A 12,333-nucleotide genomic window follows, 5' to 3' on the forward strand; every position below is an offset into this window, starting at 1 on the left:
CAAGGAAGTTAGGAGGTGTTAACAATGGCAGAGACGGAATCCGCCGATGCGCCACGTCGGTGGCTCGGCTGCAGGGGAGTATGGGAATGGGCTCTAAGCGATTTGCACCGCGTAACGCGCTGTTAGCGGGGGTGAGCCTCGCTGTTGCGGGCATCTTCACACCGGCATTTGCTGACTTCGATGACGCACTACGCGCCTACTCTTATCACCCGAATGGCCAGATTGATCAGGCCAAGGTGCTCGAAGCACTCGACCTGTGGCGCAAATATGCGATCGCCGGCGATGTTCAGTCCCGCCAAGTTCTGGGCGATGTCTATTCGAACCAGTCCGTGAATGGCTGCTCGAGTGATTCGCGCGATCTTGCCGGACCGAAGCCGGTCGACACCGGCGTCATCCAGGAAGACAAGGTCCGCGCTCTCGCCTGGTACACGATCGCCGCGACCCATGATTTTGAAGATTACAGCCAGAAGCCTGATTTCTGCGAAATCAATGCCCGCGCTCGCGCCCAAACACGCGTGCCGCAGCTTAAATCCGTCATGACCACCGAGCAGGTTGAGAAGGCAGAAGACCTCGTTGTCACGCTCCTCTCCTCCGAATCAGAATTCGACCTCTACCGTCTTGGCGTGATGTACCAGACCGGCAACGGCATGCCGAAGAACAACGTCGAAGCACTGACCTATTACAATCTCGCCTCCAGCCGGGCGCTGAACGCCAATCCGAATGCGGTGAAGGCAGCCAGCTTCCTGAAGACAATCATGACGCGGGAAGAGATTGAGGAAGCCGACAAGAAAGCTCGCGAGTGGCAACCGCCGCTTCACGATGCTTTCCAGGGCCCGAGCCCGATTGCGGTCGATATCGAGAATCAGACCAAGGTTCTTCAGGCCCGCCGTACGGCCCTTGCCATCGCAGAAATCGAAGCGAATTTCGCCGAAGGCAATGAGCATCTTGTTCAGGGCGCCCTCGCCGCGCTCGGCCTTTATCTCGATGATATTGACGGCACACGTGGTCCCAAGACCATCGCAGCCATCAAGCGCTTCCAGTACAATCTCGTCGAGGATGACGAGAACCTGTCAGAAGAGCAAAAGCGTGACAGCATGACGGGTGTCCTCACCCCGCCGCAAAAAGTGAAGCTCATTGAGCGCGCGGCGTCGGTGAACCACCCGCAATCGCAATACATCTACGGTGTGATGTATGCTGAAGGTATCGGCGTGCCGGTGAATGGCGAACAATCCGTCCGCTGGCTGAAGAAGTCGGCTTCATTCGGATATCCGCTCGCCCACTTCGCCCTCGGCAAGTATTACCGCCAGGGCATTTACGGTGACGATCCGATCGAGCCGAGCCGGTCCGAAGCGGCCCACCATCTCGGACAGGCAGTCGCTCTTGGCTACAAGCCCGCCGAGAAGGCGCTCGAAGAGCTCTACACCTATGATTACGCGCAGTGACCTGTCGGGAGAGGGGTGAGAAAATGAAACTGACTCGGAAAAAGGCAATCGCGGCGCTGATGTCCATGGCGGCAGCCGGCGCCCTTGGCTCCTCGGGCTTTGCTCAGGACAGCACTTTTGGCGGTATGCCGACAGTGACGCCGCAAACGGCCAAGAAAATCGAGGACGCCCGTCGTCGTGACGCAGCGACCACGAGCACGAAAAAGCGCAAGCTGCCAGCCTATGTCGTTGTCGACCAGGGCGGGCCGAACATCAATATGGATCGCGCTGCTGATCCTTCACGGGCTCGCTACACCTCGATCAATGAAGCGATCGAGAATGTGGCATGGGGCGGTGTCGTGGTCGTCATGCCCGGCATCTATGAAGAGAATATCGAGCTGAAGCGCTCGGTCAGCCTGCAAGGCGACCGCGGTGCCGGCAGCGGTGTCCGCATCCGTCAGGTTGCTGAAACCAATGCAGCCGGTGAGCAGAAGCCGTGCCTGAAATTCACGCCACAAAGCTTCAACGAGCATGCACAGATCTCGAATATCGATTTCGAGCCGATGGCAAATGCTGGTGTCCCTTGCGTCGATGTCAAAGACGGCATCTTCACCATGATCCAGTCCTCCGTCAAAGGCGGCGGCGGTGAGCTTGTCTCGATCGAGGGCGGTACGGCCTTCCTTGAGAAGAACACAATCTCGGGCGGCAGCACGGGGATCAGCATCACCCAGACGCATCCGCTCTGGGATCGTGCGACCCTCGTCGATAATATCGTGACCGAGAACTACCATCAGGGCATCAACCTCTCTGGCGAAGCCTCCATGCTGGTGACCGGCAACCTTGTGAACACCAACGGTGTCGGCATCTCCTATAATGGTGGTGGCGCGGCGACGCTGGTCGGCAACAAGATCCTCAACAACTCCAAGCACGGCATCGAATTGGGCGAGGATGGTAAGGAAGTGCTGATCCGCCTCAACCAGATCTGGTCGAATGATCAGGACGGCATCAAGGTCACCAACTCGACCGGCCTGATTGAGGACAATGACATTGACGGCAATGGCGGCTTTGAGGTCTCGACCATCGGTCACCTCAACACGGTCCCGACCATCATCAATGATGTTGCCCAGAACGTGTCGTCTCCGGCCTATAACCGGAACAGCCGCCGCAGCCGCGACCAGTCGCAGTGGCGCGTCGGGAACGGCCCGTCAGGGTCGAGCCGCTAACCGGCGGACACGGACGATCAACGAATTGGAAAGCCCGGCCGCCGCGCCGGGCTTTTTCTTTTGGTTAAGCATGAGGCTTCCCAGCTTCACCCTATCCTAGTCCTCTGGGCTTATTCTCCCCGCCGGTGGTGTGTGTGGAGAGTATGATGACCGAACCCGTAAGTGACAGCCGGCTTGCCCTTTATGAAGGACTGATTTCCCTTGCCTGGGTGGATGAGCGGCTAGATCCGGCCGAGAAGATCGTCCTTGAAGACATCTTTGCCCAGCATCACGGCCTGACGGATGAGCAGCGCGCCGCCCTCACCCGTGACATCACAACCCCGGTGCGGCTCGCGGATATCTGGCCGCGCCTGACCGACCCGCAAGACCGCGCGCGCTTTCTCGACATGGCAGATGTGATCTTCAAATCTGATGGGGAAGTCGATGACAGCGAGGCGGACATCTATGCCGTCAAACTCGCCAAGCATTTAGGCACACTCGCTCTCGATGGCGTCAAGCGGGAGCTTGATGATCTGCGGACGGAATTAACGGAGGCAGATAAAAAAGAGGCCGAAGCCTACCGCGATTACGCGAAGAACTTCGGCCTGTTTGCTTTTGCCAAAAAGCTGATCGGGCGCGGTACGGATCGCGAAGACCGTACCGGCACCGAGCTTTAGGCTGGATTATTCAGCGACAAGAGCGCTTTGCGGGTCGACCTTGATGCCCGGACCCATGGTCGAGGTCAGGGCGATCCGCTTGATGTAGGTGCCCTTGGCGCCTGACGGCTTCGCCTTGTTCACGGCATCGACGAAAGCGCGGACGTTTTCTTCGAGCTTCGTCGCATCAAAGCTGGCTTTGCCAACACCGGCGTGAACGATACCGTTCTTCTCGACGCGGAACTGAACAGCCCCGCCCTTGGCATCTTCGACGGCCTTTTTGATGTTCGGGGTCACCGTGCCGACTTTCGGGTTCGGCATCAGGCCACGCGGGCCGAGTTGCTTACCCAGACGACCGACGAGCGGCATCATGTCCGGCGTTGCGATCACGCGATCAAAATCCATTTCGCCATTCTGGATCTGCTCGACGAGGTCTTCGGCCCCGACGATTTCAGCACCAGCCGCGCGAGCTTCTTCCGCCTTGTCGTCTTTTGCAAAGACAGCAACGCGAACAGAACGGCCCGTGCCATTCGGCAGCGAGACGACACCGCGAACCATCTGGTCCGCATGCCGAGGATCAACACCAAGGTTCATCGAAATCTCGACCGTTTCGTCAAATTTCGCCGTGGCGTTCTTTTTCACGGTTTCGACCGCTTCGGTCAGGCCGTGCAGTGTCTTGAAATCGATGCCTTCACGCGCATTGCGCAGACGTTTTCCGACTTTCGCCATGACTTAGCCCTCCACTTTCAGGCCCATGGCCCGTGCGGACCCGGCAATGATGTTGGCGGCCGCATCAATGTCATTGGCATTGAGGTCAGCCATTTTGGCTTCGGCGATTTCACGAACCTGCGCCATGGTGACGGAGCCAGCGACTTCTTTGCCCGGCAGCGAACCGCCCTTGGGCAGTTTGGCGGCCTTTTTCAGGTAATAGGACGCAGGCGGCGTTTTGGTTTCGAACGTGAACGACTTGTCCGTGTAGATGGTAATGATCGTGGGGATCGGCATCCCCTTATCCATCTCCTGGGTCGCAGCGTTGAACGCCTTGCAGAATTCCATGATGTTGAGGCCGCGCTGACCGAGAGCGGGGCCGATGGGCGGCGACGGGTTAGCCGCGCCGGCGGGCACCTGAAGCTTCAGGTAGCCTTGGAGTTTCTTTGCCATGTTACACCTTCCGATTATTGGCGAAGGGAACGCGGTCGGGCTGGATCATGGACTTGCTAAGACCCATAGCCTCCCGCGAAGCGCCGGGCTCTAGCGGCAAAAGCCTGTAAACGCAATCCCTTGGAGGGCTTAGTCTGCGGCGATGGCACCATAGGCGGCGCGGGCCGCAGCGCGGAAGATATCGGCGTCGCCATCGCGTCCGCCGGCCCCCTCGCTGAGGCCAACGAGCATCAGCCCCTGCCCCTGATCTATGAGCAGGAAAGCGCCCTCACCGGCAGAGAAATAGCTGCCTGCCGTGGCGCCGGGGCCTGTGACCCCGGCAGAGCGCAGGACCGCAACGCCGAGACCACGACCAATAACCCCCGGCGTCATGTCCTCGCCGAGCCCTGAATTCAGCGCCCATCGGTCATCCGGCAAATGGTCCCGCGCCATCAGGCTGACCGTCGCGCCATCAAGAATGCGCGCGCCGCCAACCCCGCCGCCCGAGGCGAGGAGCTGGCCGAACCGGGCCATATCCCGCAGGCTCGCCTCTAAAACGAACGTCCCGCCCGCTCCTTCCGTCAGCCGCATGCTCGTCATGCCCAGCTGGTTGAATATCCGCTCATCGAGATAGACGTCGACCGGCGTGTCAGAGACATTCTGGATGATCTCCGCCTGCAATTTGAGGTCCGGGCCAGTCGTGCCGTCCCCGGTCATGATCTGCGCAATGGTCGGGCTGTCTTCCTCAGACCCGACCGGGCCCAGCCGCCCCTCGGGCAGGTAATAGGCCGCCGGTTCATCGAGCGTGAATTGCCCCTCATCATAGAGCATCAGCATGCCGGCAGTGATCACAGGCGCAGCCAGCACGCGGCTCCGCCAGACCGTATCGGCCCCGGCGAGCGCTTCTCCGCCGGGCGCATTGCCAGCCGTCACGAAGGCCGCAACATGCCCGTCACGGACCAACAGGGCCGTCATGCCCTCGGCACCGCGCGCCTCGACGGCGCTGGCGATCGCCATACGAAAATCGGCAAGCCCCTCAGCCGTCATCCCGAGCTGTTCGGGAAGGATCGGGGTTTCAAGATCAGGCCAGCCTGTAGAGATCAACGCCAGGGGTAACCGCCCGGCCGTGCTCGTCACCTCGACAATTACGGGATCTTCTTCAGCCTCCGCAGGCTCATCGGCGGGCGCGTCCGCACCCCCGCATGCCGCCAATACCAAGCATAGGGCCCCTATGGGACCATACCGCCAAGACATCGTCATCTCCCCCTTCGCATCAACCGATGCGCGAGCTTCCGCAGAAGCCACCCTTAACTTTACCAAAAAGTCAGGATGAATGGCAGCCCCGCAGACAGGAATTCCACAACTTCAATCAGGCTGAATTGAGGCTACTTAGCTGGGCCGGATACCCGTTCATAAACAATGGCTTCCGTCCAGCGTTCGCCTTCGTTGTTGGTCAGGACGAGCTCGATTGTCTGGCGGCCATCTTCTTCGAGGCGTAGGGTCAGGCCGGAAAAAACGCCTAGGCCAGGCTCTGTCCGCTGCAACTTGAAAGCGTGAAATCCGTCTTTCTCTTCCCAGCTCGTCATGTCGGCATTGAAGTGTTTGACCCGCAAGGACGGACCTTCCTCAAAGTCAGCAAGATGAAAGATCTCCGTAAAGACGATCTTGCCCTCTTCTTCGAGTTGGAGAAGGCCCGTCATGTGCCCACCCGGTCCGGTAACCCAGCACTCCTTGGCAAAACCGTCAAAGGCCGGGCCTTCCCAACAGCCTTCCAGCCAAGCGAGCTCGTCGAGCGACCATTCGGTGCTCTTATTCTGCGCAAAAGCCGATGACATCAGCATGGCGCCCGCACCCATCAGGGACAGCAATAAATTCGGCATCCTGAACCTCCCGGTTGAATTTGAAGATACATCAGGAATGCGCAGGATAATAGCCGATTTCAGGGGCGCCGGACATAGCGCCAGAGCAGGTAGCTCACCGCCCCGCCCAAGACGACCGGCGCCCAGACCATGGGGAAGCCCAATAGCGAGACTAGGATGGTCGACAGATCGAAGGTCTCGCCCGCCCCTTCCCTACCGAACAGCGGCCGCAGAATCAGCTTCCAGATCCCAAGTCCGGTCAGCAGTACACTGAGGACGAGGAAATAGGCCGCAAAGACCTTCCTTGCCTTCCGGTATTCTTCTGGATTGCGCTCAGGATTCATGACCGGAGGATCAGTTAGAGCGCCTGCAGACGCTCCCGCACTTTCGCGATGGCATCATTCGCGGCATCCGGGTTCGGCCCGCCGCCATGGGCAAGGTCCGGCTTGCCGCCGCCGCCCTGACCGCCTAGGGCCTCAACCGCGAGCTTGACGAGTTCAGGCGCGCCGATGCGGTCCGTCAGGCCGTCCGCGACGCCGATCGACACGCTCGCCTTGCCGTCATCCGTCGAGATGAACGCGGCAATGGCATTGTCACTGGCTTTCTTTGCATCAGCGATCAGCCCACGGAGCTCCTTGGCCGGAATGCCTTCGAGCACCTGGCCGGTGAAGACGATATCGCCGATGGTTTCGGTTGCGGGCTTGCCGCCTCCGCCGCCCATGGCCGCCTTTTTCTTGGCAGCGACGAGTTCCTTCTCGAGGCGCTTCTTGTCTTCAAGCAGCGCCGTCACGCGGTCGGCAACGTCACCGATCTTGACCTTGAGCGTACCGGCCAGCCCGGTTGCGATCCCGGCCTGTTCCTTGAGGTAGTCGCGCGCCGCTTCACCGGTCACGGCCTCGATCCGGCGAATGCCGCTCGCGACCGCCGTTTCGGTCGTGATGACGAAAAGCGCGATGTCGCCCGTGCGGGTCACGTGGGTGCCGCCGCAAAGCTCCATCGAGTAAGGACGCTCAGGGTTGTCGAAATCGTCACCAAGCCTCAGTACACGGACTTCATCGTCGTATTTCTCACCAAAGAGCGCCATGGCGCCTGCCTCGATCGCGTCATTATAGGGCATGACGGAGACGACACCTTCATCATTCTGACGGATGACACGGTTGACCTCCGCCTCGATGAGATCGAGCTCTTCGCGGCTGACGCCCGAATTATGCGAGAAGTCGAAGCGGAAATTGTCCGGCCCCACAAAGGAGCCTTTCTGGACGACATGGTCGCCCAGATGACGCCGCAGGGCCGCGTGAACGAGGTGGGTGGCGGAGTGGTTCCGCTTGATCCGTGCCCGGCGCTCATGATCGATTTCGAGCGTGACGACATCGCCCTCTTTCAGCGTGCCTTTTTTGACAACCGCGTGATGGACGTGAAGCGCGCCTGCGCCTTTCTTGGTGTCACGGATGATCAGTTCCGCGCCGCTCGCGCTGACAGCCCGGCCGGCATCGCCTGCCTGCCCACCCGATTCAGCATAGAATGGCGTCTGGTTGGCAACCAGGCTCACCTCATCGCCTTCCGAGACGCTTTCGACCCGCGCGCCATCTTTCACGAGCGCGGTGACCGTGCCTTCGGCCTTTTCATGGACATAGCCGATAAATTCCGTGGGCGCCGTATCAGAAAGAATATCGAACCAGACCTTGTCGCTGGCCGCATCGCCTGAGCCCGCCCAGTTGGCGCGCGCCATCTCTTTCTGGCGGGTCATGGCGGCATCAAAGCCCGCCTGATCAAGGCCATAGCCCTGCCGCCGCAGCGCATCCTCGGTCAGGTCGAGCGGGAAGCCGAATGTGTCATAGAGCTTGAACGCCGCCTCGCCGGGCAGCGTGCCGCCATCGGGTAATTTGCTCGTTTCCTCGGCGAGGAGTTTCAGCCCGCGGTCGAGCAGATCGGCGAATTTCTCTTCCTCAACGCGCAGCGTGTCACGCACAAGGCTTTCGGCGCGCGGTAGCTCCGGAAACGCGCCGCCCATTTCATCCACAAGGGTCGGCACAAGACGCGTCAGCAACGGATCCTTCGCCCCCAGCGCGTGCGCATAGCGCATGGCCCGGCGCATGATCCGTCTCAAGACATAACCCCGGCCCTCGTTGGACGGCGTCACCCCATCGGCAATCAGGAAGGACGAGGCGCGCAGATGGTCCGCGACAACCCGGTGGGAGACGAGATCGTCGCCCTCAGGCTTGCGGCCCGTGAGCTCGACCGACGCATTGATCAGTGTTTGGAAGAGATCGGTTTCGTAATTATTGTGAATGCCCTGCAGCACCGTTGCGACCCGTTCGAGCCCCATGCCGGTATCGATCGAGGGTTTCGGCAAATCCGTCTGCTCGCCGCCTGCATGTTTCTCGAACTGCATGAAGACGAGGTTCCAGATCTCGATGAACCGGTCGCCATCCTCATCCGGGCTGCCCGGCGGGCCGCCCGGAATGTGGGGACCATGATCGTAGAAAATCTCGGAGCACGGACCACAGGGGCCGGTATCGCCCATCGACCAGAAATTGTCAGACGTCGGAATGCGGATGATTTTCTCATCAGCAAAACCCGTGACCTTCTTCCACAGGTCAAACGCCTCATCATCGGTGTGATAGACAGTGACCAGCAGCTTTTCGGCCGGCAGGCCGAAGGTGCCGGTCAGCAGCTCCCACGCATTGAGGATCGCCTGTTCCTTGAAATAATCGCCGAAGCTGAAATTCCCCAGCATCTCGAAGAAGGTGTGGTGGCGCGCCGTATAGCCGACATTGTCGAGGTCGTTATGCTTGCCGCCGGCCCGGACGCATTTCTGCGAGGAGGTCGCGCGGACATAGCTGCGCGTTTCCGTTCCCGTGAACAGGTTCTTGAACGGCACCATGCCCGCATTGACGAACAGCAGCGTCGGGTCGTTCTGCGGCACGAGCGGCGCAGACGGCACGATTTCGTGATCGCGGCTCGCGAAGAAGTCGAGAAAGGACTGGCGGATATCATTGACGGATGTGACCATCCGCGCGGCTTAATCGGCCCCGCGCCCTTGTGCAATCGGGCTTGCGACGATGGGTGACTTCGCCATATTCGATAGATATGCGCACGCCCGTCCTCCTCATCGCCCTGATGCTCACCGCCTGCAGCGGTCAGCCCGATTACCGGGCTGAAAATCAGCCGCCGGAAACGGTTCCCCATGTCGATATCGAGCGCTATCAGGGCCTCTGGTACGAGATCGCGCGCTATCCCAACCGGTTTGAGGACACCCCCGATTACATCTGCACAGCGGTGACGGCCGAATATGCCTTGCGCGAGGACGGCAGGATCGATGTCATCAATACCTGCCGAAAGGACACGCCCGAAGGCGAGGTCGACGTCGCAAACGGTGTCGCTCGGGTCGTCGGCGGGAATGGCGCAAAGCTGAAGGTCAAATTTGCGCCCGCTTGGGTGCCGTTTGCGAGTGGCGATTACTGGGTGCTCGATCTGACAGAGGATTACTCTGCGGCGCTGGTCGGTAGCCCGGACGGCAAATATCTCTGGCTGCTCTCCCGTACGCCGATCATCCCGGCCGAGACGGGCCGCCGCCTGATGGAAGCCGCCCGTGCGCGCGGCTATCAAACGGATCCCCTGCAATTCACGCTGCAACCGCCCGCCCGATAATCGGCGAACCTCCGCCCTCCTCATGCGTTATATGGTTGAGGAGACACGCGAATGACACATCCGCACGAAAAGACCCCTGCCGAAGATACGATCAAGGGCGGCCACCAACCCTATGATGGGGAAGAGGCCGAAGGCGGCGCGCCGCGCGGCTATGATTCGAACCATGAGCGCTATGACGAGAATGGCGAGCGCATCTATCGGGACAATGAAAATGCGCCCGCAGGCGACGACAAGTAGGACTAGTCCTTATCCGTCACAAGCTTGGTTAGCGCCTCGTCCCAGACGAAATCGACGGCGGGCGCGAGCTCGGTGAGACCAGAACCCTCCGCGCCATTGGCAACGAAATCCATTTTCAGGATCGATCCGCCGCCCTCTTTCTCGCCGACACTGAGCGTGAGGGATGTGGCGAGCCCCATTTCCTGCATCGGCCCGAAAGGCGCATGAAGGCGCAGCATCTCACCATGCATGACGGCCATGATGTGTCCATGGGTGACAGAGCCACCTTCCCAGTCCTCACGCCAGACGCCGCCAGCTTCGAGTTCAAGCGTCATATGCCCCGGATCGCCTGAGAAGGAATGGAGCCACCATTCCTTCGGCTCGATCAGTTTTGCCCAGAGATCCGCCTTGCTCAGCGTGCTTTCATGTTCCTGCGTTAGCACCATGCGGGCGGATGATGAGGAGACGACTTCGGCCTGTGCCGTGGCGGTCATCAAAGCAGCGGCGCAAAGCGCGGGAATGAGACGGGTCATGGCAATACCTCCTGCCGGACACTCTGCCATAAAGACACCATGGCGCGCCATGCCCTCAACGGAAGGCTTTAGCGCAGCCGAGGACGCAAGAGCCATGTGCCGGATTGCGAAATCAGTCGCCCGCCAGTGCCGAGCTTGAACCGTGCAACACCCGGCGCGTGGTCGGTATCGACCCCGCCAAGGTCGAGCGTGGTCACGCCTTTTTTCTTCAGCTGGCGGATCGATTGCCAGAGAAGGAGATTCATCGCATTGGCCTCTCGCCCGGACTTTGAGGCCCAGCCGATGTGATAGGTCGCCGTTGCCCCGTGCCTGAAGAGCAGCATGCCCGCCACTCTTTCCGCGCCGAGTTTCGCTTCGAAACCGATGACGGAATCCTTCCCCGCCTTCTCCTGCCAGGCGGGCACCATGAGGGGTGATAATGCTCTGTAGCCTAATCTTTTCTGCTGACGACGTTCGGCCTCAAGCAGCCATTTATACTGCTCCGCCCGGCGCCCCAGTAGATTGATGGTGAGCCCTGCCTTCTCCGCAGCGCGAAGCCGGTTACGCCATTTGCCGTCCGCCCCCGCAAGCAGTGCCTCTTCATCCTGCGTGAGTTCAAGAAGCACGGTGTGGTAGGGTGAGACAACGCGCCGGAGGCGGAGCTTTTCCTCAGTCCCGCTCCCCTCCCCCTGCGGCATCAGCAAGAAGGCATGAAGCCCCTTGATCGGCAGGGTGCGGCCCAGCTCATCGATCAGCGCGGCACGGGTGTCTTCGGCCAGGTCCTCCCGAAGCCAGACCGGGCCCATCATGGCGGTCGCAAGCCGAAAGCCAGGGAATTTACGGACTGCGATCTGGCAGAGCCCGGCCGTCTCCCCTTCATTGACTAGCTCGGCCCTCACAACCTCGCCACCATGCGCCGCAATCACCTCGCCGAAAGCATAAGCCTGCTGGCAGGGCGCTAAAGAGGCGCGTGCGAGCTGCTTCTCCCAGGCTTTCGCAGAAAGACCGTTCCAGCGAATCATAGTTGTCTGCGGCGCATCGAATGGCATGGCCGGAGGCTGAATTGATCCGCAAGAAAGCTCAAGAAGTCATGGGGCACCGGCTGGCCTCACCTGCCCTCACGAAGACGGGCCTGCGGCTCATCCTGCAATATGTAGCGGCCCCGATTCTGGCGCTGCTGGCGCTGATAGATCTCGGCCTGTTTCTCGTTTTCAAATATGCCTTCGGCCAGTGCTATGGCGTATGGTGCTGGTTTTAAGCGTCAGCTTTCGCCGGGACGATCGTCACGCTCTCCCCACAGCCGCAGGCATCGGTCTGGTTCGGATTATTGAAGACAAACCGGCTGGAGAGTTTCTCCGTCACGAAGTCGATTTCAGTCCCCAGTAGGAAGAGGATTGCCTTGGGGTCAATCAGGATGGTGATGCCGTTCTCCTCGACAACCTCGTCGAGCGGCCCCTTCTCGGTGGCGTAATCCATCGTGTATTCCATGCCGGCACAGCCGCCATTTTTCACGCCGATCTTCACCCCGATGAAATTCTCATCAGCGGACGACATGATCTCCGTCATGCGCTCGGCAGCGCGGTCGGTCAGTGTCAGGACTTTAGGTCGTTGTCTTGCCATATCTGGTGTACCCATATTAACCCGTGATCGTGCCCACAATTGCGGCAAACCCTGCT

Annotated in this window: 15 protein-coding genes; 6 read left to right on the plus strand and 9 right to left on the minus strand. The window is 60.2% G+C overall.

From position 1 onward, the window contains the following. The first annotated feature begins 86 nt into the window (after positions 1–86). The 3 genes from DX908_RS02175 to DX908_RS02185 all read left to right on the plus strand — a co-directional run bounded on the left by DX908_RS02175 (position 87) and on the right by DX908_RS02185 (position 3,300). Entirely contained in the window at positions 87–1,442 is a 1,356-nt protein-coding gene (locus DX908_RS02175) for an SEL1-like repeat protein (protein WP_158548430.1), read from the plus strand. 23 nt (positions 1,443–1,465) lie between these two features. Next, the gene (locus tag DX908_RS02180; protein ID WP_116390821.1) at positions 1,466–2,644 is read left to right on the plus strand and encodes a NosD domain-containing protein; all 1,179 of its coding nucleotides are present in this window, start codon (positions 1,466–1,468) and stop codon (positions 2,642–2,644) included. Between the two features lie 146 nt (positions 2,645–2,790). Beyond that, the gene (locus DX908_RS02185) at positions 2,791–3,300 is read left to right on the plus strand and encodes a tellurite resistance TerB family protein (protein ID WP_147303702.1); all 510 of its coding nucleotides are present in this window, start codon (positions 2,791–2,793) and stop codon (positions 3,298–3,300) included. Positions 3,301–3,306: 6 nt separating this feature from the next. Here the strand turns inward: DX908_RS02185 and rplA are convergent, their stop codons facing one another. The 6 genes from rplA to alaS all read right to left on the minus strand — a co-directional run bounded on the left by rplA (position 3,307) and on the right by alaS (position 9,291). Continuing rightward, positions 3,307–4,008 carry a 50S ribosomal protein L1 gene (gene rplA, locus DX908_RS02190; RefSeq protein WP_116390823.1) on the minus strand — a complete coding sequence of 234 codons (702 nt, stop codon included), beginning with the start codon at positions 4,006–4,008 and terminating at the stop codon, positions 3,307–3,309. A 3-nt stretch (positions 4,009–4,011) separates the two neighbouring features. After that, on the minus strand, positions 4,012–4,440 hold the full coding sequence (gene rplK / locus DX908_RS02195) for a 50S ribosomal protein L11 (RefSeq protein ID WP_116390824.1): 429 nt from the start codon (positions 4,438–4,440) through the stop codon (positions 4,012–4,014). 129 nt (positions 4,441–4,569) lie between these two features. Further along, on the minus strand, positions 4,570–5,637 hold the full coding sequence (locus tag DX908_RS02200; protein WP_158548431.1) for a serine hydrolase domain-containing protein: 1,068 nt from the start codon (positions 5,635–5,637) through the stop codon (positions 4,570–4,572). Between the two features lie 167 nt (positions 5,638–5,804). Beyond that, on the minus strand, positions 5,805–6,299 hold the full coding sequence (locus tag DX908_RS02205; RefSeq protein WP_147303703.1) for a DUF6265 family protein: 495 nt from the start codon (positions 6,297–6,299) through the stop codon (positions 5,805–5,807). A 59-nt stretch (positions 6,300–6,358) separates the two neighbouring features. After that, on the minus strand, positions 6,359–6,622 hold the full coding sequence (locus DX908_RS02210; protein WP_116390827.1) for a hypothetical protein: 264 nt from the start codon (positions 6,620–6,622) through the stop codon (positions 6,359–6,361). 14 nt (positions 6,623–6,636) lie between these two features. After that, complete coding sequence (gene alaS / locus DX908_RS02215; protein WP_116390828.1) at positions 6,637–9,291, minus strand: alanine--tRNA ligase; 2,655 nt, start codon at positions 9,289–9,291, stop codon at positions 6,637–6,639. A 77-nt stretch (positions 9,292–9,368) separates the two neighbouring features. Here alaS and DX908_RS02220 point away from each other — a divergent pair, with 77 nt between their 5' ends. After that, complete coding sequence (locus DX908_RS02220) at positions 9,369–9,929, plus strand: lipocalin family protein (protein ID WP_116390829.1); 561 nt, start codon at positions 9,369–9,371, stop codon at positions 9,927–9,929. Between the two features lie 51 nt (positions 9,930–9,980). After that, a complete protein-coding gene (locus tag DX908_RS02225; protein WP_116390830.1) occupies positions 9,981–10,166 on the plus strand; it encodes a hypothetical protein in 186 nt (61 codons plus the stop codon). Positions 10,167–10,168: 2 nt separating this feature from the next. On the opposite strand, the gene DX908_RS02230 is transcribed toward DX908_RS02225, so the two are convergent. Continuing rightward, on the minus strand, positions 10,169–10,678 hold the full coding sequence (locus DX908_RS02230) for a hypothetical protein (protein WP_116390831.1): 510 nt from the start codon (positions 10,676–10,678) through the stop codon (positions 10,169–10,171). A 68-nt stretch (positions 10,679–10,746) separates the two neighbouring features. Next, positions 10,747–11,679, minus strand: coding sequence for a lipid II:glycine glycyltransferase FemX (locus DX908_RS02235; RefSeq protein WP_158548432.1), 933 nt, complete (start codon positions 11,677–11,679; stop codon positions 10,747–10,749). A 20-nt stretch (positions 11,680–11,699) separates the two neighbouring features. Between DX908_RS02235 and DX908_RS02240 the strand changes: the two genes are divergently transcribed. Then, entirely contained in the window at positions 11,700–11,915 is a 216-nt protein-coding gene (locus DX908_RS02240; protein ID WP_116390833.1) for a hypothetical protein, read from the plus strand. Here the strand turns inward: DX908_RS02240 and DX908_RS02245 are convergent. Further along, positions 11,912–12,292, minus strand: coding sequence for a HesB/IscA family protein (locus tag DX908_RS02245; RefSeq protein ID WP_233508615.1), 381 nt, complete (start codon positions 12,290–12,292; stop codon positions 11,912–11,914). The two genes, DX908_RS02240 and DX908_RS02245, sit on opposite strands and share 4 nt — an antisense overlap. Between the last annotated feature and the right edge of the window lie 41 nt (positions 12,293–12,333).

It is taken from the genome of Parvularcula marina, assembly GCF_003399445.1.
Taxonomy (GTDB): domain Bacteria; phylum Pseudomonadota; class Alphaproteobacteria; order Caulobacterales; family Parvularculaceae; genus Parvularcula; species Parvularcula marina.

What these genes read in the sequence shown, in the direction of transcription:
- DX908_RS02245 (WP_233508615.1), bottom strand. Translation starts at nt 12,292, where the DNA reads ATGGGTACACCAGATATGGCAAGACAACGACCTAAAGTCCTGACACTG.
- DX908_RS02240 (WP_116390833.1), top strand. Translation starts at nt 11,700, where the DNA reads ATGGCATGGCCGGAGGCTGAATTGATCCGCAAGAAAGCTCAAGAAGTC.
- DX908_RS02180 (WP_116390821.1), top strand. Translation starts at nt 1,466, where the DNA reads ATGAAACTGACTCGGAAAAAGGCAATCGCGGCGCTGATGTCCATGGCG.
- DX908_RS02210 (WP_116390827.1), bottom strand. Translation starts at nt 6,622, where the DNA reads ATGAATCCTGAGCGCAATCCAGAAGAATACCGGAAGGCAAGGAAGGTC.
- DX908_RS02175 (WP_158548430.1), top strand. Translation starts at nt 87, where the DNA reads ATGGGCTCTAAGCGATTTGCACCGCGTAACGCGCTGTTAGCGGGGGTG.
- rplK (WP_116390824.1), bottom strand. Translation starts at nt 4,440, where the DNA reads ATGGCAAAGAAACTCCAAGGCTACCTGAAGCTTCAGGTGCCCGCCGGC.
- DX908_RS02205 (WP_147303703.1), bottom strand. Translation starts at nt 6,299, where the DNA reads ATGCCGAATTTATTGCTGTCCCTGATGGGTGCGGGCGCCATGCTGATG.
- rplA (WP_116390823.1), bottom strand. Translation starts at nt 4,008, where the DNA reads ATGGCGAAAGTCGGAAAACGTCTGCGCAATGCGCGTGAAGGCATCGAT.
- DX908_RS02230 (WP_116390831.1), bottom strand. Translation starts at nt 10,678, where the DNA reads ATGACCCGTCTCATTCCCGCGCTTTGCGCCGCTGCTTTGATGACCGCC.
- DX908_RS02225 (WP_116390830.1), top strand. Translation starts at nt 9,981, where the DNA reads ATGACACATCCGCACGAAAAGACCCCTGCCGAAGATACGATCAAGGGC.
- DX908_RS02235 (WP_158548432.1), bottom strand. Translation starts at nt 11,679, where the DNA reads ATGATTCGCTGGAACGGTCTTTCTGCGAAAGCCTGGGAGAAGCAGCTC.
- DX908_RS02185 (WP_147303702.1), top strand. Translation starts at nt 2,791, where the DNA reads ATGACCGAACCCGTAAGTGACAGCCGGCTTGCCCTTTATGAAGGACTG.
- DX908_RS02220 (WP_116390829.1), top strand. Translation starts at nt 9,369, where the DNA reads ATGCGCACGCCCGTCCTCCTCATCGCCCTGATGCTCACCGCCTGCAGC.
- alaS (WP_116390828.1), bottom strand. Translation starts at nt 9,291, where the DNA reads ATGGTCACATCCGTCAATGATATCCGCCAGTCCTTTCTCGACTTCTTC.